This window comes from Flavobacterium fryxellicola (assembly GCF_900143245.1).
GTDB lineage: Bacteria > Bacteroidota > Bacteroidia > Flavobacteriales > Flavobacteriaceae > Flavobacterium > Flavobacterium fryxellicola.
The window spans coordinates 25,364-48,138 of sequence record NZ_FRDK01000004.1; the positions used below are offsets into that span (position 1 = coordinate 25,364).

22 protein-coding genes are annotated in these 22,775 nt (G+C 34.0%); 6 read left to right on the forward strand and 16 right to left on the reverse strand.

Annotated features, from left to right (window positions below):
• Positions 1-70 precede the first annotated feature (70 nt).
• From BUA03_RS07975 to rlmF, 3 genes are all read right to left on the reverse strand, one after another.
• Positions 71-1,015, reverse strand: a complete 945-nt coding sequence (locus BUA03_RS07975; protein WP_245792585.1) for a FecR family protein — start codon at positions 1,013-1,015, stop codon at positions 71-73.
• Between the two features lie 282 nt (positions 1,016-1,297).
• Positions 1,298-1,882 (reverse strand): RNA polymerase sigma factor, encoded by a 585-nt coding sequence (locus BUA03_RS07980; protein ID WP_066081781.1) that lies wholly within the window; start codon positions 1,880-1,882, stop codon positions 1,298-1,300.
• A gap of 463 nt (positions 1,883-2,345) precedes the next feature.
• Positions 2,346-3,302 (reverse strand): 23S rRNA (adenine(1618)-N(6))-methyltransferase RlmF, encoded by a 957-nt coding sequence (rlmF, locus tag BUA03_RS07985; protein ID WP_066081780.1) that lies wholly within the window; start codon positions 3,300-3,302, stop codon positions 2,346-2,348.
• Between the two features lie 99 nt (positions 3,303-3,401).
• Between rlmF and BUA03_RS07990 the strand changes: the two genes are divergently transcribed.
• Positions 3,402-4,322: an alpha/beta fold hydrolase gene (locus BUA03_RS07990; protein WP_082854350.1), complete on the forward strand. Its 921-nt coding sequence runs from the start codon at positions 3,402-3,404 to the stop codon at positions 4,320-4,322.
• A gap of 3 nt (positions 4,323-4,325) precedes the next feature.
• Here the strand turns inward: BUA03_RS07990 and BUA03_RS07995 are convergent, their stop codons facing one another.
• The 6 genes from BUA03_RS07995 to trmD all read right to left on the reverse strand — a co-directional run bounded on the left by BUA03_RS07995 (position 4,326) and on the right by trmD (position 11,346).
• Positions 4,326-4,988, reverse strand: coding sequence for a thiamine diphosphokinase (locus tag BUA03_RS07995; protein WP_066081776.1), 663 nt, complete (start codon positions 4,986-4,988; stop codon positions 4,326-4,328).
• A gap of 254 nt (positions 4,989-5,242) precedes the next feature.
• Positions 5,243-6,064: a DUF4249 domain-containing protein gene (locus BUA03_RS08000; RefSeq protein ID WP_066081774.1), complete on the reverse strand. Its 822-nt coding sequence runs from the start codon at positions 6,062-6,064 to the stop codon at positions 5,243-5,245.
• A 43-nt stretch (positions 6,065-6,107) separates the two neighbouring features.
• A complete protein-coding gene (locus tag BUA03_RS08005; protein ID WP_066081772.1) occupies positions 6,108-8,489 on the reverse strand; it encodes a TonB-dependent receptor in 2,382 nt (793 codons plus the stop codon).
• Between the two features lie 142 nt (positions 8,490-8,631).
• The gene (locus BUA03_RS08010; protein WP_066081770.1) at positions 8,632-9,855 is read right to left on the reverse strand and encodes an isocitrate dehydrogenase (NADP(+)); all 1,224 of its coding nucleotides are present in this window, start codon (positions 9,853-9,855) and stop codon (positions 8,632-8,634) included.
• Positions 9,856-10,153: 298 nt separating this feature from the next.
• On the reverse strand, positions 10,154-10,504 hold the full coding sequence (gene rplS, locus BUA03_RS08015) for a 50S ribosomal protein L19 (RefSeq protein WP_066081768.1): 351 nt from the start codon (positions 10,502-10,504) through the stop codon (positions 10,154-10,156).
• A 164-nt stretch (positions 10,505-10,668) separates the two neighbouring features.
• The gene (trmD, locus tag BUA03_RS08020) at positions 10,669-11,346 is read right to left on the reverse strand and encodes a tRNA (guanosine(37)-N1)-methyltransferase TrmD (protein ID WP_066081766.1); all 678 of its coding nucleotides are present in this window, start codon (positions 11,344-11,346) and stop codon (positions 10,669-10,671) included.
• Positions 11,347-11,660: 314 nt separating this feature from the next.
• Here trmD and BUA03_RS08025 point away from each other — a divergent pair, with 314 nt between their 5' ends.
• Complete coding sequence (locus tag BUA03_RS08025) at positions 11,661-12,593, forward strand: peptidylprolyl isomerase (protein ID WP_066081765.1); 933 nt, start codon at positions 11,661-11,663, stop codon at positions 12,591-12,593.
• Positions 12,594-12,694: 101 nt separating this feature from the next.
• On the opposite strand, the gene BUA03_RS08030 is transcribed toward BUA03_RS08025, so the two are convergent.
• A complete protein-coding gene (locus tag BUA03_RS08030; protein WP_066081763.1) occupies positions 12,695-13,588 on the reverse strand; it encodes an alpha/beta fold hydrolase in 894 nt (297 codons plus the stop codon).
• Positions 13,589-13,729: 141 nt separating this feature from the next.
• Here BUA03_RS08030 and BUA03_RS08035 point away from each other — a divergent pair, with 141 nt between their 5' ends.
• Positions 13,730-14,068: a tRNA-binding protein gene (locus tag BUA03_RS08035; protein ID WP_066081761.1), complete on the forward strand. Its 339-nt coding sequence runs from the start codon at positions 13,730-13,732 to the stop codon at positions 14,066-14,068.
• Between the two features lies 1 nt (position 14,069).
• Here the strand turns inward: BUA03_RS08035 and BUA03_RS08040 are convergent, their stop codons facing one another.
• The 3 genes from BUA03_RS08040 to BUA03_RS08050 all read right to left on the reverse strand — a co-directional run bounded on the left by BUA03_RS08040 (position 14,070) and on the right by BUA03_RS08050 (position 17,294).
• Positions 14,070-14,990 carry a hypothetical protein gene (locus tag BUA03_RS08040; RefSeq protein WP_066081759.1) on the reverse strand — a complete coding sequence of 307 codons (921 nt, stop codon included), beginning with the start codon at positions 14,988-14,990 and terminating at the stop codon, positions 14,070-14,072.
• A 91-nt stretch (positions 14,991-15,081) separates the two neighbouring features.
• Positions 15,082-15,462, reverse strand: coding sequence for a PUR family DNA/RNA-binding protein (locus BUA03_RS08045; protein ID WP_066081757.1), 381 nt, complete (start codon positions 15,460-15,462; stop codon positions 15,082-15,084).
• A 71-nt stretch (positions 15,463-15,533) separates the two neighbouring features.
• Positions 15,534-17,294 carry an ABC transporter ATP-binding protein gene (locus tag BUA03_RS08050; RefSeq protein ID WP_066081755.1) on the reverse strand — a complete coding sequence of 587 codons (1,761 nt, stop codon included), beginning with the start codon at positions 17,292-17,294 and terminating at the stop codon, positions 15,534-15,536.
• A 201-nt stretch (positions 17,295-17,495) separates the two neighbouring features.
• Between BUA03_RS08050 and BUA03_RS08055 the strand changes: the two genes are divergently transcribed.
• The 3 genes from BUA03_RS08055 (at position 17,496) to yajC (ending at position 20,002) form a co-directional block, all read left to right on the forward strand.
• The gene (locus tag BUA03_RS08055; RefSeq protein WP_066081753.1) at positions 17,496-18,602 is read left to right on the forward strand and encodes a Glu/Leu/Phe/Val family dehydrogenase; all 1,107 of its coding nucleotides are present in this window, start codon (positions 17,496-17,498) and stop codon (positions 18,600-18,602) included.
• Positions 18,603-18,787: 185 nt separating this feature from the next.
• Entirely contained in the window at positions 18,788-19,699 is a 912-nt protein-coding gene (gene nusB / locus BUA03_RS08060; protein WP_066081844.1) for a transcription antitermination factor NusB, read from the forward strand.
• A gap of 30 nt (positions 19,700-19,729) precedes the next feature.
• Positions 19,730-20,002 (forward strand): preprotein translocase subunit YajC, encoded by a 273-nt coding sequence (yajC, locus tag BUA03_RS08065; protein WP_066081751.1) that lies wholly within the window; start codon positions 19,730-19,732, stop codon positions 20,000-20,002.
• A 75-nt stretch (positions 20,003-20,077) separates the two neighbouring features.
• Here the strand turns inward: yajC and BUA03_RS16495 are convergent, their stop codons facing one another.
• From BUA03_RS16495 to BUA03_RS08080, 3 genes are all read right to left on the reverse strand, one after another.
• On the reverse strand, positions 20,078-20,521 hold the full coding sequence (locus tag BUA03_RS16495; protein ID WP_066081749.1) for a hypothetical protein: 444 nt from the start codon (positions 20,519-20,521) through the stop codon (positions 20,078-20,080).
• Positions 20,522-20,934: 413 nt separating this feature from the next.
• Complete coding sequence (gene pepT / locus BUA03_RS08075; protein ID WP_066081747.1) at positions 20,935-22,188, reverse strand: peptidase T; 1,254 nt, start codon at positions 22,186-22,188, stop codon at positions 20,935-20,937.
• Positions 22,189-22,263: 75 nt separating this feature from the next.
• The gene (locus tag BUA03_RS08080) at positions 22,264-22,740 is read right to left on the reverse strand and encodes a hypothetical protein (protein ID WP_139255633.1); all 477 of its coding nucleotides are present in this window, start codon (positions 22,738-22,740) and stop codon (positions 22,264-22,266) included.
• Positions 22,741-22,775: the final 35 nt, after the last annotated feature.

Consider the following 22,775-nt stretch of genomic DNA (forward strand, 5'->3'; position numbering starts at 1 on the left):
GCGTCGAGAATGTTACAGCATTTTCGGCGCTATTTTCTAATGCATAATTTACTTCATAGGCAAGATATTATTAGTTACATCCGTCTGATATAATGATGATTTGGTTTCCATTCATTTCATAGCTGGTATTATTTCCAAGGCTTTTGCATATAATTTTTAGTTTCTCTGGTAATGGTTGATCGCCTAAAGAGGTGGTGAGATAGCAGTCCTTTAATTTTGTTTGAGGGAAATCAATTTTTACTAAATAGGCCTGTTCAATAGTTTTGAAAATTTGTGCTACCGGAATATCGGTGAATTCAAATCCCAATTGCTCTATATTGCTGGCAGATTGACTTAAAGATTGATCCAGTGTGATATCGGTAATTTTATTAAAAACGAAGTTTTTTCGAACGAATCGTAAAGCTTGATTGGGCAACAAAACAATTAGTTGGTCTTTTGAATTGGCGATTAATGCATTAGATCTTACTTTTACTTTTCCCGTTCGAACTACAACTTCGACATTGGGTTGATTGTCGTATGCCTTTATTTTAAAGCTCGTTCCTACTACTTTAGTAACGATTTCGTTCGCAAATACAAAAAATGGTTTTTGAGGATTTTTACTAATTTCGAAAAAGCCTTCACCAGAGAGGTACACTTTTCTTTCATCACCAACAAATATTTTAGGGTAACTTAACTTGCTGTTGGGTTGCAATAATACCGAACTGCCATCAGATAGGGTGATTATTTGAGGTTTGTCTGAGTTGTTGGTTTGTTCCACTAAACCCTCATCATTTGTATTGATCAGTTCACTATAAGTTAGTTTTGAGTTTTGAGAAGGCCTGTTTTGATTGTACAACCACCCGGATAACAGACTTAAAAGCAAAACAGCAGCTACACCAGCAAACCATCTTTTTTTCAAGAGTTTTAAAACTGGTTTTTCGATATCCTTTTTATTCTTCTCAGTTCTTTCAATTTTATTCCAAGTAGCTTGCAACGCATCTTGAACCGCATCCGAAGATAATTGATCATTCGGCACTTACATCGCTAACAACCATAATCTGGCTTCTTCTACTAATTTAGCTCGACTAGAATGTTCTAGGGTCCACTCTTCCCAATTATTTAGGTCATTTTTGAAACACACCCAGAGACGGAATGATTCGTCAGCTAAAAAATGTTCTATCTCGGTATAATTAGTACGTTGTTGCATCAATAAAGGAGGTTACAAGTGTAGAAAGGACCTTTTTTTTAATTGATACTCACTAAAAGTGATGTTTTTTTATATTATTTTTTGAATGTTAAATTGCCAATTAAAATAGCACTAAGAAAAGGATTTCTTTTCTTTCCATTCTTTGCGCAAGCTTAACAATGCTCGGTGCAAAAGATTATTTGCTGATTGATAATTAATGTCTAGTGTAATGGCAATTTGGTCTACGTTAAGTTCTTGATGGTATCGAAGGTACAAGGCTTCCTTTTGTCGAGAAGGCAAATCATTAATTAAATGATTGAGATGTGAAACTTTAAAAGCTGTCGTTTCATCTGAAATAAGGTCGTGTTCAATAGAAAAGTCAAACAGAAAATCTACGGTTTCTATAGCGCTACTAAAACGAAAAATACGATCACGTTGTTGTGCTCTTGTAAGTCGTTTGCGTACACAAGAAAGTAAATAAGCTTTTACTATTACTGAATCATTAAGTTTATGTTTGTAAATCCAGATGTCTGTGAAAACATCCTGAACGCAATCCTGAACTTTTTCAGGAAACGGAATAAAGGAATTTCCATAACGTATTAAATGAGCGTAATGCTTTTTAAAAAGCATTGAAAAAGCATTTTCATCCCCTTTTTTAAGATTGTTCCAAAGCGTGGAGTCGTCTATAAGGTCGGTGTGCAGTATTTGCCTTTTCACAATTTAATTTGGATTAGTTCATTTGTTTAATACAAAATTTGGTTAAGCTTGTTTTTATGTTTTAATAGCAAAAAAAGGACAACAGGAATGCGATTACTACATTATTTTTAAGGCAGTGTAATTGTTATTCTTTCTACAATATTAATTGGTTGGAAGTAATTATCTCAAGGAGATTTCAAAGATTTCACTATCAAACTTATGTAATTTTAAGTTAAAATTAACTTTTTATTCTTAAAAACGTAGAGAAATACAACTATTTACAAATAGATGTATGTTTTTTTTGGTAAAGTAATTTTTTCAGGATTATAATTGCTGATTTAATAATGAACTATTTTTTAGTATTTCATTTTAAATAAACAAATGGTGTATCACGAGCGAGAAAGAAGACGTCTATCTGAATTGTTCCTACAATCATAAATGATGATTGGAAGTGACTGTAGCATTTAAATACCGACTGTTTCTTCTAGAACTTCCAAGCTTTTTGTTGTGCATCACTCAAAAAAGTCCATGCGACAATTCGACTTGTTTTTTGGCCTTGAGCCATATCAATTGTTTTAATTTCGACTGCACTTACCTTATTTAATGTTTTGTAAAGACTAGAAAGATTTTCTTTTTTGGATATTAAAGTAGTAAACCACAAACATTGCATTGGATATTTGGCACTTTCATAAATCATTTGGGTAACGAAACCTAGCTCACCACCTTCACACCATAATTCAGCATTATGACCCCCAAAATTTAAAACAGGTTTCGTAGTTTTGGTACTGACGCTTTGAGATTCTAAATTATTTAATTTTCGTACCGTACTTTTAGTAGCCTCATCTTGGGAAGCATGAAAAGGTGGATTACAAATGGTAAACGTAAATTTGTCTTCTGGAGTAATAATATTTTTAAAAATAAATCGCGACTGTGTTTGTTGTTGTAAACTGATAGCATCAATCAACTTTGGATTGTCTTCAATGATGGCGCTGCAGTTTTCAATAGCTTTTAAATCAATATCTGTTCCTACAAAACTCCAACCGTAAGCAGAATTCCCTATAATTGGATAAATGCAGTTGGCACCTACACCAATATCTAAGCCTTGGACTGTTTCCCCCTCAGGAATGATTCCGTTGTTGCTTGAAGCTAATAAATCAGCTATATAATGAACGTAGTCTGCTCTTCCAGGGATTGGAGGGCAAAGGTAGTTTTTAGGAATATCCCAGTTTTGAATGTCATAATGCGATAACAATAACGCTTTGTTTAGGGATTTTACAGCATCTGGATTACTAAAATCGATGGTTTCAATTTGGTGCTCATTAATAGAAACAAAGGACTTCAATTCCGGAGATTTTTCTATTAATTCTTCAAAATTATAGCCAAATCTGTCTCGATTTCTAGGATGTAAATTCGTCTTTTCGGTAATCTTTTTCGCTTTCATTTTCTATATTTCGATGCAAATATAAGCATAAGTATTTTGTAAAAAGGGCATAGGTTATTTAGATCCCTCAAACAGTGGATATGCAATGGAAATGAAAGAATGATGGTTTTTTTAAAGCATAAAACGGTTACTTTTATAAAAAATACAAATAGAATGACCATTATGCCCTTCTCATCTCATTTCAAAAAAAGGTACATCGTTTATAGTTTAGTGGTTTTTTATGTTGTTATGTGTCAGTCGTGTGTGACGATGCGATATTCCAATAAGGAAACCAGAAAATTCTTCGCAACCTCAAAAACAGCTTTTAAGGATTCCACGATCCTTTTTGACGGCTATAAGATTCATTATGTAACCACAGGCAGTGATCAAAATCCAACTTTATTTTTTGTTCATGGTTCCCCTGGAAGCTGGAATGCTTTCAAAGAATATCTTCTAGATACTTTATTGCTGAAGAAATATCGGATGATTGCAATTGATCGACCGGGTTTTGGATACAGCGATTTTGGCAATGCTCAAAGTTTAAAGGAGCAATCACAACGAATAGCTGCATTTATTAAAAAAATAGATAATAAAAAACCGCTAATTTTGGTGGGTCATTCTGTTGGCGGACCAGTTGTGTCTCAGTTAGCGGTGGATCATCCCTCTTGGTATTCCCGATTGGTGATACTTGCTGGGTCCTTAGATCCTAAGGCCGAAAATCCAGAGAAATGGAGAGCAGTTATTAAAGCATCGCCATTGCGGTATTTAATTCCAGGAGCATTACGGCCTTCTAATGATGAACTTTGGTGGCTGAAAAAGGATTTGGTACTATTACAGCCAGAGCTAAAAAAGATCACTTGCGATGTTACGATTATTCACGGAACAAAAGATGTTTTGGTACCGTATAGTAATGTTGCTTTTATGAAAATAATGTTGGTTAATGCGAAATCAATCGATACGTTGACGATCGAAAAAGCGAATCATTTTATTCCGTGGAGCCATTATGTGATTGTAAGGGATGCCTTGTTGAAGATTCAATAAATACTAATCCAAGCACTCCATCATCAATAAATCGCCTTCATCGTGTGTTATTGTTACGATGCCATCTTTGATAACATGATTGCTGCTCCCAGTACGATAACCAATAGTTAGACTATCATCTTTTAACGGATAGCATAAATTATCAGAGTGAATTCCAGTAACATGACCGATGGGGATTAAGGAAATAGGAGTGTTTGCCGTATACCATTTTTCGAATTTCTTAGGCAATAAAAACACTTTTGAATGATCGTCCAGAATGACAATTTTTAGTAGATTTCTGTATCGCGTGATGTTAGTCAGATTCGTAATCGTATGATCGGCTCTTCTTCCAGTTGCCCAAACGACATTTACGGCCGGTATTTTTCTTTCGATTAAATAGTCAAAAGCCTTTTCTAAATCAGTTTTATTCTGATCCGGTGTATGAATGATTTCGATTGGATATTGAGTTGTTTTGTAAATTTCAGGATCAAATCCTCTGTCGAAATCACCTAGCAGTATATCGACTTTAATGTCTAACTCCATTACACGAACCATGGCAGAGTCTAACACCACAACCAGAGGAGACCATTCCAGCAATTGGCCTAGTAGTTCTGGTTTGCAGGAAGCGCCGTTAGCGATGATTAAAGCAGGTTCTTGGTCATCGCGAACGATATGGTGTGAAGACATGTTTATTTATGAATTATACATTATGCCGTAAAAGTAAATAAAAGTTCTCGTTTTATTGCTTCCATCACTACTTTGGATTACTCTGCGCTGCTTTTATTTTCATAGCGTTCAGCAAATTTCATTTGAACTAAAAACTAAAACAGTTGCTGAGCTTTATTTTTCTACCATTTGGAAGAGGAATCAAAGCGCTTTTTATCGGAACTGGAAAGTTGTTAAGAAGCTGTTTTGTCAGGAATAGCAGGATTTGCTACTACTTATTCGACAGTGTATTTTTTGATATCCACTTCACTAAGAGAGAAATAGCCCAATGGATAATTAGCAGTATCAGTTGTGTTCATAACATTTCCCCTTACGGTTGCAGGTGGTGATTGAAATGGTCCTCCGCCATTATTTCCAGCAATACTCACTAAGATACTCATGTAATTATAATAGGCTTTAGAAATTCCGAAGTGACTTACTTCAATTGTATCGTCTTTTTTAAGATTGTCGTTTTGTGAGATGCTAAAGAATTCGTTGCCGTTAAAAAATTCATCCTGATCTACATAAAAGTTTGATTTTACTTGGTTGGAATACATATATTTGTACAAGTAATAATTGGTTTCAGTCGGTGGATCTTGATAAAATGTTTTGATTTCTACATCGGTTCCTGTGAACCCGCCTTTGTTGTTTTGAACAATTTTTGTTATCGAAGTAACCGCTTTTAATGTTTCGGTGGCGGTGTAGGTATTGCCATTGCTGATAATAGTCAACGTATAGGTTTCATTAATTATTGGAACAAAAGTAGTACAATTATATTCACCCGTATTTGCCATTTCTGAAAATGTAAAAACGACATTAGCGCTGTTTTTTATGGATACTGTCGCTCCTGAAACTATTGGAATCGCATTACTGTAAAATCCAGTTGTGGTAGTTAGTTTTATTTTTTGCTGATTTCCTACAGTTCCTTTTTTCCAATTGATTGCTGCTTCAACGACCAATTTTGGGGGCGCATTGTCTAAATCAACGTCGATTACATCTTCGCAACTACTTGCCAAAACAGCCATTAGGAGTACTAAAAAGAGTGTTATTTTTTTCATTTTTTTTGTTTTTGATTGCCTTACTTTTTTATGGTTGAGGGACTTAAAATTTAAAGTTGTAACTCACAGCTGGTACAATACCAAAGATTGACGTTTTTATGGCTTCGTTACTTCCAGTATCTGCGTTTTGTCTGAAATTGATAGAAGCAGCATTTTTTCTGTTGTACAAATTGTAAATGCTAAAAACCCATTCTCCTTTCCACTGGCGGTCCTTATTGTTTTTTGGAGTCAGCGTTGCGGCAATATCTAAATGATGGTATGCTGGGAGTCGATTTTCATTTCTCAGTCCATAACTGGGTACATTGATGCCTAAGTATTCATATTGACCAACAGGATAGGTAACTGGTTGTCCAGTTTGGAGGGCAAAATTAGCTCCAAATGACCATTTTTCATTTAAATTATACGAAGTGGTAATCGCGATATTGTGCAGTTTATCATATACTGAATTGTACCATTGCCCGTTATTGATTCCAGTTTCGATTGATGTTCTTCCCGGAGTCTGTTGCTCTGATTTAGATAATGTATACGAAATCCAACCATTAAATTTTCCTTCATTTTTGCGGAACATGATTTCTAAACCATACGATCTTAATTGACCATTGAGGATTATTTGTTCAATGGCTTTATTAGCAATCAAATTAGCGCCATCAATATAGTCCAATCGGTTTTGAACTTCTTTGTAATACGTTTCTATTTCAAGGGAATACATGTCCTTTTGGAAGTTTTTAAAATATCCCAAGGCTACTTGATCAGCAATTTGAGGTTTGATAAAATTATCACTTGGTGTCCATACATCCAGTGGAGTAGGGGATGCGGTGTTTGAAATCAATTGTAGATACTGCACCATTCTATTGTAGCTTGCTTTTATCGATTGGTCGTCGTTAATTTGGTAGGCCAATGAAAAACGGGGTTCCAGATAATTATAGCTTTGAATCACTTTGTTGCGGTCATAAAATTTGGTGCCGATAGGAGTTGCTTTTTCATAAATCTGTAATTCCGAATTGAATAGCACTGGATTGTCATTTTCATAAATATTCACTGTAGATTGTCCTAAACGATAAAACATACTGTATCGAAGACCGTAGGAAAGGGCAATTTTATTGGATATTTCGTGGTCTGCGTTAATGTACAGTGCAGGTTCAAAAGCGTATTTTTTATCTAATTGATCAAAATTAATTCCAGATTCCGAACTTGAAGGTTTGATAGTTCCAGGATTGAACTCGTAATAAATTCCATTTACACCGTAATTCAATTTGAATTTATCCGAAATATAATTCTTAAAATCGTATTTGATATTATAATTCTTGATGCCAGAATCCCATTTGAAACCTACAAAATCCAAATCTAAACCATAATAGTAATCGCTGTAAATGAGTGACAAATTCGAAAATAACTTTTCGGAAAATAAGTGGTTCCAGCGCAGGTTAACCGTGGCATTCCCATAAATATTGGTAAAGCTTTTATTTAAGCTAAAAACATCCCTACCAAAGTAACCAGATAAGTATAAGCTGTTGTTGCTGTCTACTTTATAGCTCAATTTAGTATTCAAATCATAAAAATAAACAGAGTTGTTTTTTTGTTCTTCGGAAAGCTTAAGGAATAAATGTCCATACGAACTTCTGCCGCCAATAAGGAACGAACCTTTGTCTTTTACCAATGGTCCTTCGGCCAAAATCCTACTGGAAATTAATCCAATTCCGCCATTTACATGAAAACTTTTACTGTTACCATCTTTTTGATAAATATCCAAAACAGATGATGCTCTTCCTCCAAAACGTGCAGGAATTCCACCTTTGTATAATTTTAAATCCTTGATGGCATCCGGATTAAAAACGGAGAAAAAACCAAAAACATGGGAGGAGTTAAAAATGGTTGCTTCGTCCAGTAAAATCAAATTTTGATCTGCTCCACCACCGCGAACGTTAAAGCCAGATGCACCTTCACCTGCATTAGTAACTCCGGGAAGTAATAAAATGGATTTTAAAACATCGACTTCACCCAAAACAACAGGCATTTTTTTAATGGCAGAAATCGAGAGTTTGTTGACACTCATTTCCGGTTTCTTGATGTCAATTTTTGTTTTAGTATCGGTTATGATTACTTCTTGTAAAGCAGTTTCATTACTGTATAAATTAAAATTGTTTTTTATATTTTGACTCAAACTAATTAATTCCTCTACCGTTTGATATCCCAAATAGCTTATTTGCACTGTATATATTCCTTTTGGAACAGTAATGGAATAAAAGCCATATTCATTAGTGGTGACTCCGGTTTTTAATTCGGGCAGCACTACATTAACGCCTATTAAAGTTTCATTGCTGTTTGCGTCAATAATAGTACCGCTTAGCGTAAATTTCTCCTGAGCAAAAGTGGAGGATATGGAAAATAATACAACTAAAAAGGTAATAATTTTCTGTGGAGTCATTGTTTAAAGATTTTCAAAATGAAGAATGCAAATTACATTAAATAGAACGTCAATTAGTGTATAACAATTGTTAAGGTTTGCTAAGGTAAAAAAAAAGACAACCTTTTCGGGTTGTCTTTAAAATATATATAGCAGAAAATAATTACGCTAGTTTAGCATCTAAATTTTCTTGTATAGCTGCTAAAAAAGCCTCTGTAGTCAAATAGTCTGCTGCGGTCAAACCTTCTGGTTTTACTAACATGGCTAAGTCTTTAGTCATTTTTCCGCTTTCAACAGTATCGATACAAACTTGTTCTAATGCATGGCAAAAATCAATTAATGCTTGGTTTTCGTCTAATTTACCTCTGTGTTCTAATCCTCTAGTCCAGGCAAAAATAGATGCAATTGGATTAGTAGAAGTAGCTTTCCCTTGTTGGTGTTGTCTAAAGTGACGCGTTACTGTTCCGTGAGCCGCTTCTGCTTCTAATGTTTTTCCATCAGGAGTCACTAAAACGGAAGTCATTAGTCCTAAAGAACCAAAACCTTGCGCAACAGTATCGGATTGTACATCACCATCGTAGTTTTTACAAGCCCAAACAAATCCACCGCTCCATTTCATTGCAGACGCAACCATGTCGTCAATCAATCTGTGTTCGTAAGTAATACCTGCTTCAACAAATTGTATTTTGTAGCTCGATTGGTACACTTCTTCAAAAATATCTTTGAAACGACCATCATAGGCTTTCAAAATTGTGTTTTTTGTAGAAAGATACAAAGGCCATTTTTTTGTCAAAGCCATTTGAAATGAAGAATGTGCAAAACCGTAAATACTTTCATCAGTATTGTACATTGCCATTGCTACCCCATCTCCTTTATAATCGTATACTTCCCAAGTTTGTGTTTCTCCTTCTTCAGGCACAAAAGTCATGGTTAGTTTTCCTTTTCCTTTAATAACAGTATCAGTAGCTTTGTATTGATCTCCAAAAGCATGACGGCCAATAACGATAGGTTGTGTCCAACCAGGTACTAGACGAGGAACATTTTTCATGATAATTGGTTCGCGGAAAACAGTACCACCTACAATATTACGGATGGTTCCGTTTGGAGATTTCCACATTTTTTTCAAACCAAATTCTTTAACTCGGTCTTCATCTGGAGTAATGGTGGCGCATTTAATACCAACATTGTATTTTTTTATTGCTTCCGCAGAATCAATTGTGATTTGGTCATTGGTAGCGTCTCTGCTCTCCATTCCTAAATCATAATATTTAATATCTAAGTCTAAATAAGGAAGAATTAATTTTTCTTTAATAAAAGACCAAATAATTCGTGTCATTTCATCTCCATCCAATTCTACAATTGGATTGGCTACTTTAATTTTTGTCATAATGTATTGCTATGTATAATTCTTATTTTTAAACGTGGCCACAAAGGTAATAAAACGATATCGTAAAAGAAAATGCGTTTTTGTTAAGTTTTTAGTAGTATAAATTGAATTATGAAATTAGTATTATTGTGTATCTAAATTGCGAATATGAAAATGAATTTCCTTATAAATTATCAAATAAGAGCTATTGAAATTCTTTTGTTTTAGTTAAAATCTAAGGAATAATGATTGTTACTTTGGGTTTAAATCAAAAAAAAGTCCCAACAGTGTTGGGACTTTTATAGTAAAGAGATAGTGACTATCTTCTTTTGTCTTTAATCTTAGCTTTTTTACCAGTAAGTTCTCTAAAGTAGAAAATTCTAGCTCTACGAACTGCACCTTTTTTGTTGATTTCAATTTTTTGCAAAGCTGGTAAGTTTACTGGAAAGATACGCTCTACTCCAATAGCACCAGACATTTTGCGAATTGTGAAAGTTTCTGTGTTAGCAGAACCTCTTCTTTGAATAACAACTCCTTTAAAAAACTGTGTTCTAGTTTTTTCACCCTCTCTAATTTCGTAGAAAACAGTGATAGTGTCTCCAGCTGCAAAAACTGGGAATTCTTTTCTTGCTACAAATTCGTCTTGAACGAATTTCATTAAATCTGCCATGATATTTTTTAATTATGGTTTTTTATTAAATCAACATTCGCGGATCTCGCCAGAGGTTAATCTAAATTAAGCGGCAAAGGTAATTAAAAAGTTTAAAGTTTAAAGTTTTTCTTGTTCAAAGTTTAGAAGTTCTTGAATACCAACTTTAAACCTTAAACAAATTTTTAATCCTCCAGCAAATCTGGCCGTCTATTCTTTGTATGTTCGTAGGCCATATCTTCACGCCATTTGTCTATTTTAGCAAAATTCCCTGAGGTTAAAACCTCTGGAACTTTCCAGCCGTTATAATCTGCGGGACGCGTGTAAATAGGTCCTGACAATAGCCCATCCTGAAAACTATCTGTCAGTGCTGAGGTTTCGTCACTTAAAACACCAGGGATCAATCGGATTAAAGCGTCCGATAAAACCAAAGCTCCTAATTCTCCACCTGACAATACGTAATCACCAATAGAGATTTCTTTTGTGATAAAATGATCGCGCACTCTTTGATCCACACCCTTGTAATGTCCGCAAAGAATAATAATGTTTTCATACATCGACATGGTGTTGGCCATTTTTTGATTCAAAGTAGCTCCGTCTGGCGACATATAGATGATTTCATCGTAGACTCTTTCGCTTTTTAAATGTGTAATACAAGCATCAATGGGTTGCACTGTCATCACCATTCCTGCACCACCACCATAGGGATAATCATCTACACTTTTTTGTCTGTTCGTGGTATAATCTCGTAAATTATGAAAATGAACTTCTACTAAACCTTTATCAATAGCACGTTTCATAATGGAAGCCTCAAATGGACTTCGCAACAATTCCGGCAAAACGGTAACAATATCAATGCGCATAATTTTATATATAAGTTCGAAAGGTGCAAAGGTACAAAGTTGAAGAGGTATTTAGCGAATCAAACAACCAAATAAACCAGCACAGTATTATTTAGGAGCTATTTCCAGCTATACGTTACAATCTTTTTATCAGCCTTGAAGGGCTAATAAAAAGGATTTCCACTCCTATCTGGGCTAGGGTTTAGTGAATTAATGACGGTTTAGTAATTGAAATGCTATCTATCCCTATGGATTAACACAACTTTCTAATTCTCAAATTTTCACATTCTCTAATTTAATTTGTAAATTTGCCATTCAACAAAAATTATACAAAAATGGAAAATGGAATATATGCTAAATTCAACACCACAAAAGGGGCTATTTTAGTAAAACTAACACACGATTTGACTCCAGGTACGGTTGGAAACTTCGTAGGATTGGCTGAAGGAAACGTAGAAAATAAAGTAAAACCACAAGGGGTTAAATTTTATGATGGATTAAAATTCCACCGCGTTATTCCCAACTTTATGATCCAAGGGGGTTGTCCTCAAGGAACAGGAACTGGAGATCCAGGGTATAAATTTGATGATGAATTTCACCCAAGTTTAAAACACAACCGTCCAGGTGTTTTAGCAATGGCTAACTCAGGACCTGGAACAAACGGTTCACAATTCTATATTACTCACATTCCAACAGATTGGTTAGACAACAAACATACTGTTTTTGGTCATGTGGTAGAAGGTCAAGATATTGTTGACGCTGTTGAGCAAGGAGATGTTTTAGAATCTTTAGAAATTATCAGAGAAGGTGAAGAAGCTAAAAATTGGAATGCAATTGAAGCATTTATCACATTCAAAGGATCTCGTAACAAACGTGATGCTGCTGTAAAAGCAGAAGTGGAAGCAGCGATGGAAAAATTAGCAGCTGGTTTTGAAAAAACAGAAAGCGGTTTGCGTTACCAGTTCATCCAAAGGGGTGAAGGTAAAAAAGCAGAAAGCGGAAAAACAGTGGCTGTTCACTATGAAGGTTCTCTAGAAAATGGTAAAGTTTTTGACTCTTCTTATCCAAGAAAAAAACCAATTGAATTTAAATTGGGTCAAGGTCAGGTTATTGAAGGTTGGGATGAAGGAATCGCTCTATTGCGTGTAGGCGATAAAGCCCGTTTTGTGATCCCATCGGATTTAGGATATGGATCTCGTGGTGCTGGAGGAGCAATTCCTCCAAATGCTACTTTGATTTTTGACGTAGAATTAATGGAAGTTAAATAGATAAACTATTTCTAAAATTACAAAATCCCATTTGCTGCGGCGAATGGGATTTTTTTTTACAATTTATAAATTGTGGTTTATCAAATCGGTTGGGGTGTACGCTATGAATTTAAAAATTCAATTAAATCACTATTTAATTTGTCTTTTTCAATGTAAAACAACCCATGAGGTGCTCCTTCATAAATGATAAATTTATTGTCTGGAATCAGTTTTGTCGCTACTTCGGAACTGATTTCAATAGGGACTGTTTTGTCCTCATCCCCATGAATAATTAAGGTAGGGACATTTACGGATGCCATTTCTCCTCGAAAATCAGTAGAGGAAAATGACTTGGCACATTCTAAAGTCGCACGAGGTGAAGCAAAAGAACACAGCATTCTATAATAATCCAATAAAGGAGTGCTAATCGGTTTGCTGATAAAACTTACTCCAAAAAATGTTTTTCCAAAACTATCCAGAAAACCAATGCGATCGGCCTTGATTTGCTCTGCCATTCCATCATACTTTTCTTGTGGAACACCGTTAGGATTGGAGTCCGTTTGCAATTGAAACGGGGTCACTGACGATATAAGTACCGCTTTTGAAACGCCTTTCCCACCATGACGACTGAAATAGCGTACCACTTCGCCACCGCCCATTGAAAAGCCAACAAGTGCGGCTTGTTCCAAATTCAACTGTTCGATAATGGCTCCTAAATCATCCGCCAAAGTATCATAATCATAACCATCCCAGGGATGAGAAGATTTACCAAAGCCACGACGGTCATACGCAATAACTCGAAAGTTATTTTGAACTAAAGTGTCAATTTGGTATTCCCACATTTCATTAGAAAGTGGCCATCCATGAATAAGGATAACGGGTTTACCTTGTCCATAATCTTTCACATACAATTTTACATTTGGTGCTGTCTCAACATACATATCTATTCCAGTCCTTGTATTATCCTGAATATTTCCATTGTGCAATTCACTGTTTTTCATTTCATTCATTTCCATAAGAGTCGTTTTTTACATGCGGAATTACTATTAGTTTTGTAAAATTAAACGGATATATAGAAAATACTTTTATAGAATTAGTGTAAATAGTTGTAAAATTTATAGGTTTGGTATCTTATGCTATTTTAAATAAAATTAATTATGGAAAACATTAGCTGGCTGGAATTTGAGAAAGTAGAAATGCGTGTGGGGACTATACTGGAAGTGCATGATTTTCCAGAGGCCAGAAAACCAGCGTATCAGCTTACAATCGATTTTGGTTCTGTACTTGGAATTAGAAAAACATCCGCGCAAATTACGACAAGGTATCAAAAAGAAGATTTACTGAACCGTCAAATCGTAGCCGTGGTTAATTTTCCTAAAAAACAAATCGGGAAATTCATGAGCGAATGCTTGGTTTTAGGCGCGGTAGGAGAGCTGGGAGATGTAATTTTATTGGCTCCTGATTTTAAGATTGATAATGGTTTGCGAATAGGGTAATTTAAGTTTCAAAAGTACTTGTTTTATTGGCTTCCAAAGTTTCGTATTTATTGTGGATGGCTAATATTATTACGCCGAACAAAACAGCTGTGACAATCAGAATTGTATTCAGAATTCCTTCTGTACCAAAAGAAAGTTTTATTAATATTGTCGAAATTATAAAGCCCGAATTTCTGATGACTCTATTGAATTTATCTGATAGAAAAAAGGAGAACAATAGTAAAAGTACCTCTACCAATATTAGAACTGTAAAAAATTTATCAAAGAATATTTTATTAATGTCTTTTATCTTATCTACTATTTGCGTTAGTGAAAAGAAACTTTCATAAATCCAATGTCCTAGACTATAAAGAGATAGTATAACAAAAATAGGAATGAGCACAATCGCAAAAATGTTTTTCAGTTTTATAAATTTATTTACATCTATCGTTTTTTGGATTTTAGATTGGTTGATCTCATTTTTTCTGTTGAGGTTGTAAAAAACAAAAATTAAGAAAAATAAAAGTATTGTTGCTATAATGTCCAGCGTAAAATTCACATTTGTTTTTACGGCAAACCAATTGGAGTTAAATTCTACCTTAGTTAAATCTTTGAAGATTCGCCTGATAATTATTAGCGTGATGATTTCATACTGTTTGCCTATGTAAATTGTTGTTGATTTAGGCAAATAATAGACCAAAAGATACACTTCGTATATCAAAATAAAGGAAAAAGGAGTATAGATAGCGGAGATTGGATTACTCAATAATTTCGAATAATCATTTACCAAAATAATTTCAAGATCTACCAATGCTATAATTAACAAATGCAGTAAAAAGCTTATTATAGCTACAGATATAAAAAATTTTTCGGTTCTCTTCTTTGTCTTTTCAGATAAAAGTGCGGTATATAGAAAGCTAAACAATGATTTGGTTTCTGTCATTTGAGTTATATAGACTGTAAACGTAATAAAAAAAGCCTGAAACTCATTTGAATTTCAGGCTTTTAACTTTTGTTTAAGCGTCTTTTAGCTATTAAATATCATCAAAATCGATGTCCGTAAAATTAGATGTTTGCGGTAGAATTTCATCATCTGATTTTTCAGATGTGTATTCTTTTTTGAAATCTTTTTGATGTCTTTCTGAAATTACTTCTTCGCCTTTATGGTTCAAAACGTAAGAAGTCATATCTCCTAAAATCTCAGCAAAAGCAGCAAAATCTTCCTTATATAAATAGATTTTATGTTTTTTGAAGTGGAATGACCCATCTTCCTCGGTAAATTTCTTGCTTTCGGTAATGGTAATGTAATAATCATCAGCTTTAGTAGCTCTCACATCAAAGAAATAGGTTCTTCGTCCGGCTCGTAAAACTTTGGAAAATATCTCTTCTTTTTCTAACATGTCATGTTCTCTCATAATCCTTTCTGTCAATTTATGGTTGTTAACTAATACCCAAAAATCTATAAAAAATATGTATTACACAACAATTAAAGCATTTCTTTTTCCGAAAGTTGTTTCAAGTACAAAGCGGCGTAATAGCCTTCCTGATTTATCAATTGATTATGAGAACCTTGTTGTATAATTTGCCCTTTGTCAATGATAATAATTCGGTCTGCATTTTTAGCCGAGGAAACACGATGACTTACAATAATAGTTGTTTTGTCTTTACAAATTTCATGCAAGTTGTTTAATATCTCTTCTTCGGTTTGAGTGTCTACAGCGGATAAGCAATCGTCAAATAGTAAAATAGGAGGATTCTTAATAATAGCTCTCGCAATAGAAACCCTTTGTTTTTGACCGCCTGAAAGGGTAATTCCTCTTTCACCCAAAACTGTTTCATATTGTTTGCTGAAGCCCATAATATTATCATGTACAACGGCACTTTTGGCAGCCGATTTCACTTCTTCTTCCGTTGCATTATCTTTGCCAAACATTATATTGTTCTTAATGCTATCTGAAAATAAAAAAGCATCTTGCGGTACAATCCCAATGCTGTTGCGTAAATCAAAAAGATTGATGCTGCTTATTTCATTTTTGTCAATATTTATTTTTCCTTCTGAAACATCATACATTCTTGAAATTAATGATAAGATTGTTGATTTTCCAGATCCTGTTTTGCCTAGGATAGCTAAAGTTTCTCCCTTTTGTACGGTGAAAGATATGTTTTGAAGCGCTTTGATATTGGTGTCCTCATAAATATAACTTACATTTTCAAATGAAATAGTTCCTTCAATTAGCGATTTGTTTTCGTTTTTATTTTTTATTTCTGGTTCGATTTTTAGAAATTCGTTAAGTCTTTTCTGAGATGCTTCTGCTTCTTGTACCATTGAGGAAACCCATCCTAAGGACGCTACGGGCCAAGTGAGCATGTTGACATACAAGATAAATTCAGCGATGGTTCCAATGCTTTTTATGGTGCCATCGATGTACATTAAACCACCAAAATAAATTACCACTAAGTTGCTGATTCCTATTAATGCCAGCATTAATGGACCAAATAATGATTGTACTTTGGCCAAATTCAAACTTTTACTTTTGCTTTCATTCGCTAAATTAACCATGTTGTTTTGATGTTGATTTTCCAATGAATACGCTTTTATCACGCGGATCCCAGAGAATATTTCTTGTGAAAAACTGGAAACTTTGGATAAATATTGTTGAAAAATGGTGCTTCTTACATTGATTTCTGAACTTAATTTGAAAATAGCATAGGATAAAAGGGGTAAGGGTAAGAGCGTATACAATGTTAATGTTGGCGATACATTATACATGTAAACAATAACAATAGCAAAACGGATAACCGTGTTTATGGTATACATTACCGCTGGGCCAACATACATTCTCACTTTTGAAACGTCTTCGCTGATTCGGTTCATTAAATCTCCTGTACGACTTTGCTTGTAAAAATTTTGAGATAAATTTTCATATTGACGGAATACTTCATTTTTTAGATCAAATTCAATATGGCGCGACATTACAATTAGGGTTTGTCGCATTAAAAAGGTCAGGAAACCCGCAATGATTGTTGTGGCTATAATCAGTAAAATATTCGAAATTAATTCTTGATGAATAACTGATTTAGCAACGCTTTTATCTTTGGCGAAAGCCTCAATAACCTTAAAAGATTTGCTGATCAATTTAGGCGTAAACAACATAAAGATCTGAGCAATGATCGTAAAAACGATTCCGAGTAGAAAACTGTATTTGTATTTGACGAAGTATTTGTTTAAATAACGTAATTCTTTCATTTTTTTAATATATTCTGTGTTGAAATGATTTTATTTTTAGAATAAAACTCTGTTTTTGATAATTTAAAGGCTTGATTTTTTATTAAAAATTTTGCTGATTTGGTGATTTTTTGACAAAGCATTCGTATATGTTTGTATTTTGTGTAAATTTGGATTGTCTTTTTGACAAATTCATAATTTATCACTATAAAAACTTACACTATGAATGCAGCTTTCACAACTGGCAAGGAACTTCAAAAAATGGATCCCGTTTTTGGCCAATTATCATTTGATGATCACGAACAAATTGTATTTTGCAACGACAAAGATACAGGTTTAAAAGCAATTATTGGTATTCATAATTCGGTAATGGGACCCGCTTTAGGTGGTACGCGAATGTATAATTACGCGAATGAGTGGGAAGCATTAAATGATGTTTTGCGTTTGTCACGGGGAATGACTTTTAAGGCCGCGATTACAGGACTCAATATTGGTGGAGGTAAAGCAGTTATTATTGGTGATGCCAAAACACAAAAAACACCAGAGCTAATGCGTAAATTTGGTGAATTTGTGCATTCTCTAAGTGGTCGATACATCACGGCTGAGGATGTGGGAATGGAAACAAAAGATATGGATATTGTGCGAGATGTCACTCCTTATGTGACTGGAATTTCAGAAGAAAGAGGTGGTTCTGGAAATCCGTCGCCAGTTACTGCTTACGGTGTCTATTTAGGAATGAAAGCGGCAGCCAAACAACAATTTGGTTCTGATGTTTTAAGCGGTAAAAAGATATTGGTACAAGGAATTGGACATGTTGGTGAAACTTTAGTTGACTATTTGACTAAAGAAGGAGCGCTAGTTACTATCGCTGATATCAATGAGGAAAAATTGAATGAAGTAGGAGCAAAGTATCAGGCACAAATTTTTAGAGGAGACGATTTGTATAGTGCGGACGTTGATATTTATGCGCCTTGTGCTATGGGAGCCACGTTAAATGACACTACTGTTTATAAAATTAAAGCAAAAGTTATTGCTGGTGCAGCTAACAATCAGTTGGCAGATGAAAATGTACATGGTGCAATCCTACAAGAAAGAGGGATTCTATATGCTCCTGATTTCTTGATTAATGCGGGCGGAATTATTAATGTTTATGCGGAATTAGCACATTATGACAAAGCTGAAATTATGCGTAAGACTGAAAATATTTATAACACAACTTTAGAGATATTTGATTTTGCTCTTGCTAACAAGATCACACCGCACCACGCCGCTTTGACGATTGCTCAAAATCGAATCAATCAAAGAAAATTGGAGAATAGCAAAAAGTAATTTGAACTGTTCCGTAATCCGTATTCAGTGTTCATCTCGTCTTGATCGATGTATATGGATTATGGAATACTTTTAAAATAAGCGATTATATATTTTATTTTAAAAAAGTAAAGACTTATTTTTGCAGGCTAATTAATAAAAGTTCTTACAAGGTGGTAAATAGAAGACACATTCGCGTTAAAGTCATGCAGTCCATTTATGCGATGCATCAAAGCGGTTCAGATAATTTAGAGAAAGAAGAGAAATTTCTTTTTTACAGTATCGACAATATTCAAGATTTATACCTAATCATGCTTTCTTCGCTGATTGAGATTTGTAAAACAGAAACAATTTTTTTGCATAAATCAAGTCTAAAGCATCTTGCAACTGCTGAGGAACGCAAGCCCAATGAAAAATTCGTAAAAAACAGGATTTTTCAAATTCTTTCCGAAAACAACTCACTAAGTATTGCGCTGGAAAATCGTAAAATCAATAATTGGACCTTAAACGACGATTATATTTTATTGCTTTTGAATGCTATAAAAGCAAGTAGTTTGTATGCCGATTACATGAGTAATTCAGTAAATACCTTTGAAGAAGACCGACAATTTATAGTTGATTTATTTATGGAGGTTATTGTTCCTAATGAGAAATTGTATGACTATTTAGAAGACGATAAGTTGACTTGGGTTGATGATATTCCATTAGTGAACACGCATATCATTAAGCAATTGAAAGCGATCAAGCCAGGTGAAGACGACAATTTCAGAGTTCCAAAATTGTATAAAGACAATGAAGACAAGGATTTTGTAAAAGACCTGTTTCGAAAAACGGTTTTAAATGAAACTGAATTGGCAAAGGAATATCTGGATAAAACCCCCAACTGGGACAGCGATAGAATTGCTGAAATTGACACGATTATCCTTAAAATGGCAATTTGTGAATTCTTGAAATTTCCGTCTATTCCGGTAAAAGTTACTCTGAACGAATATTTAGAAGTCGCCAAGGAATATTCTACGCCAAAAAGCAGTATTTTTATCAATGGAATTTTAGATAATTTAGTAAAAGAGCTGCAAACCAATAAAAGAATCATCAAAGCTGGTCGTGGTTTAATGTAATAATTAACAAATAAAAAGAGAATTAAAATTATGGAACAATTAACTCAGTTTGCACCGTTTATATTAATGTTTGTGGTGATCTATTTCTTTATGATCAGACCGCAACAAAAAAGAGCTAAAAACGAAAAAGAATTTGAAAGCACATTAAAGGTTGGTGACAAAATCATCACAAAAAGCGGTCTTCACGGAAAAGTTTCGGAATTAGCGGATACAACTGTTGTGGTAGAAACGATGTCAGGAAAATTAAAAATGGAGCGTTCTGCTATTTCTATGGAAATGAGTGCTGCATTGAACAAAAAATAATTCACTCTTTCATATCAGTATAAAAGTCCCAACCAGATCTCTGGTTTGGGACTTTTTTTATAAAAAACAAGCTTATTATTTTTTATTCTTTTTATTCTTCTTTGCTTTTTTAGATTTTGCCTTGGCCTTTTTTGCTTTTATCTTGGCTTTAACTTTTGCTTTCTTCGCTTTGTCTTTTTTAGTTTTTTTTGCCTTTTTAGCTTTTGCTTTCGCTTTTTCTTTTGCATCGGCTTTTTTAGCCTTTTTCTTGTCTTTGTCTTTCATTTTCACTGTATTTTTAGTGGTTTTTTTCTTCTCTTTTTTGTCTGCTACAACAGGAGTACTATCGTCGCTTTCAATCGCTATAGTTATCGTTTCTTCAATGATTTCTGTTGTAATGGTCTCGTCTAGAGGTTCTGTAATCTCCACAGGCTCTTCTTTAACTTTGATTAAGGGTGTTCTTTTTGCTCTAACCGGCTTTTTAATCTCAGGTTTTGATCCAGACGGCTTTGTTGCTTCCTCTTCGTTTTGTTGTATCATATTTTATATTATTAGTTTGCTACTTGTTTTATTCACATCCGATATTCTCCCTAATGTTACTAAATTGTTGTGTTATTGTAAGTAAATGTAGTGATTTAAAATACAATGCAATGTTAAGCTTTTCATAGAGTTGTTTTTTTTTATTACAGTAAATCAACTATTTTTGAAACGATGGTGTCCTGTTTGAAATTGAGAAACAAGATTTTAATTTGATTTTTGAATAAAAATCGATCAAACGCATGGCTTTACGTTGGCTTATTAAAATAAAAAAGCCCCAACTCTGAATTTCAGAAATGGAGCTTTATTTTTACAGTAACACTCTTTTAAACCCATGTTTTAAAGTAACACCGGTACATAATCAAGTAGTAGTTTTATCTTATCGATAGTTTGACTATGAGGAGTATTTCAAAATATTATTTTCTAGCAGTACCTTCTGTAGCGGTCAATTCAGCTATTTTAACGATTACTTCGACTGCTTTTTGCATGCTTTCTGCAGGAACATATTCGTATTTTCCGTGAAAATTATGTCCACCTGCAAAAATATTAGGGCATGGCAATCCTTTATATGATAATTGAGAACCATCTGTTCCACCACGAATAGGTTTAATTAATGGTTTTATTCCAATTTCTTTCATTGCTTGTTCAGCAATATCCACAATATGCTTCACCGGTAAAACCTTTTCTTTCATGTTGTAATACTGATCTTTTATTTCGGCTGTAACGATATCTTCACCAAACTGTTTGGCAAATTTCTTATTGATTTTTTTAGTTATTTTTTCGATTAGCTCTTTACGCTTTTCAAATTTTTTCTTGTTGTGATCGCGAATGATTAATTCCAGAACTGTTTCTTCGATACTTCCTGTTAAATGATGAACGTGAAAAAAACCCTCATATCCTTTTGTTTCTTGTGGAGTCTCTCCTTGAGGAAGTTCATTGATGAAATCATTAGCAATGAGCATGGAATTGATCATTTTACCTTTGGCATAACCAGGATGCACGCTTTTACCTTTGAAAATGATTTTGGCACCTGCTGCATTAAAATTTTCGTATTCTAGTTCTCCCACTTGGCTTCCATCCATAGTATAGGCCCAATCAGCTCCAAATTTATCGACATCAAAATGATGGGCACCACGGCCAATTTCTTCATCTGGTGTAAAACCAACTCTGATTTTTCCGTGTTTGATTTCTGGATTATTGATAAGAAATTCCATTGCCGTTACAATCTCTGTTAAACCAGCTTTGTCATCGGCACCTAATAATGTGGTTCCATCAGTGGTAATCAACGTTTGTCCTTTGTAAAGCAATAAATCTTTGAAATAACTAGGCGATAAAACAATATTTTTATCGGCATTTAATAAGATGTCTTTACCATCGTAATTTGGTACAATTTGTGGTTTTATATTGGCTCCACAAAAATCAGGAGAAGTATCAAAGTGAGAAATAAATCCAATGGTTGGTACTTCGTGCTGCACGTTACTTGGTAGTGTCGCCATGATATAAGATTTATCATCTATTGAAACGTCCTGCATTCCAATATTTTTCAAATCGGCAACCAGTTTATGAGCTAGATCCCATTGTTTTTTTGTGCTTGGAGTAGTTTCTGAATTCGCATCGGATTCCGTATCTATAATAACGTAACTGATGAAACGATCAATGATATGTTGCATGGATTTTATATGTGTTTAATTAGAACAAATATATAAAATTGAAAAGGATAAGAATGTGTAAAAAAGTATAATTTATTAATTGTTTCCAAACATATTATAGGGATCGTATGGAGATGCGCTCACCTCTACAGTATCTATCGTACCATTTTGATCGATGTCATTTTCAAATGAAAAAGTAAAATTAGTAGCTGTTAATGCGATTACTTTGTAAGTCAAAACAACTTGATTTCCGATATAGAAATAGAGTGTGTCCTTTTTTATTTTCCAGTCTAAAGTCGCACTGTTGTTCGTACAATAATCATTTGTAAAAGTGGTTTCAATAAATTGATAGGATTGCCCAGGTCTATTAAGAAAACCAAAAAAATCATTGTTACAATTTGGATTATGCTCGTAATTATAAAAGGTTCCGTTTATTTTCAAAACGTCATAACGCCACCCTTTTAATAATAAATTGACATTGAATGTAGGTTGGTCAATTGAGCTTACTTCTTCATCGTCATTTGAGCAAGAGATAGTTAACAGAATTAGCGTAATCAAAATTATTTTTTTCAAGTGGTTTTTTTTCATGTTAATTGTACAAAAATAGC

Bases quoted from the DNA above. Each gene is read 5' to 3' on its own strand.
- BUA03_RS08055 (WP_066081753.1), top strand. From the start codon at position 17,496: ATGAATGCAGCTTTCACAACTGGCAAGGAACTTCAAAAAATGGATCCC.
- BUA03_RS08005 (WP_066081772.1), bottom strand. From the start codon at position 8,489: ATGACTCCACAGAAAATTATTACCTTTTTAGTTGTATTATTTTCCATA.
- BUA03_RS08000 (WP_066081774.1), bottom strand. From the start codon at position 6,064: ATGAAAAAAATAACACTCTTTTTAGTACTCCTAATGGCTGTTTTGGCA.
- BUA03_RS08030 (WP_066081763.1), bottom strand. From the start codon at position 13,588: ATGGAAATGAATGAAATGAAAAACAGTGAATTGCACAATGGAAATATT.
- pepT (WP_066081747.1), bottom strand. From the start codon at position 22,188: ATGCAACATATCATTGATCGTTTCATCAGTTACGTTATTATAGATACG.
- trmD (WP_066081766.1), bottom strand. From the start codon at position 11,346: ATGCGCATTGATATTGTTACCGTTTTGCCGGAATTGTTGCGAAGTCCA.
- BUA03_RS08045 (WP_066081757.1), bottom strand. From the start codon at position 15,462: ATGAGAGAACATGACATGTTAGAAAAAGAAGAGATATTTTCCAAAGTT.
- BUA03_RS08025 (WP_066081765.1), top strand. From the start codon at position 11,661: ATGGAAAATGGAATATATGCTAAATTCAACACCACAAAAGGGGCTATT.
- yajC (WP_066081751.1), top strand. From the start codon at position 19,730: ATGGAACAATTAACTCAGTTTGCACCGTTTATATTAATGTTTGTGGTG.
- BUA03_RS08050 (WP_066081755.1), bottom strand. From the start codon at position 17,294: ATGAAAGAATTACGTTATTTAAACAAATACTTCGTCAAATACAAATAC.
- BUA03_RS08010 (WP_066081770.1), bottom strand. From the start codon at position 9,855: ATGACAAAAATTAAAGTAGCCAATCCAATTGTAGAATTGGATGGAGAT.
- BUA03_RS08040 (WP_066081759.1), bottom strand. From the start codon at position 14,990: ATGACAGAAACCAAATCATTGTTTAGCTTTCTATATACCGCACTTTTA.
- rlmF (WP_066081780.1), bottom strand. From the start codon at position 3,302: ATGAAAGCGAAAAAGATTACCGAAAAGACGAATTTACATCCTAGAAAT.
- BUA03_RS07990 (WP_082854350.1), top strand. From the start codon at position 3,402: ATGATGGTTTTTTTAAAGCATAAAACGGTTACTTTTATAAAAAATACA.
- nusB (WP_066081844.1), top strand. From the start codon at position 18,788: ATGCAGTCCATTTATGCGATGCATCAAAGCGGTTCAGATAATTTAGAG.
- rplS (WP_066081768.1), bottom strand. From the start codon at position 10,504: ATGGCAGATTTAATGAAATTCGTTCAAGACGAATTTGTAGCAAGAAAA.
- BUA03_RS07995 (WP_066081776.1), bottom strand. From the start codon at position 4,988: ATGTCTTCACACCATATCGTTCGCGATGACCAAGAACCTGCTTTAATC.
- BUA03_RS08035 (WP_066081761.1), top strand. From the start codon at position 13,730: ATGGAAAACATTAGCTGGCTGGAATTTGAGAAAGTAGAAATGCGTGTG.
- BUA03_RS16495 (WP_066081749.1), bottom strand. From the start codon at position 20,521: ATGATACAACAAAACGAAGAGGAAGCAACAAAGCCGTCTGGATCAAAA.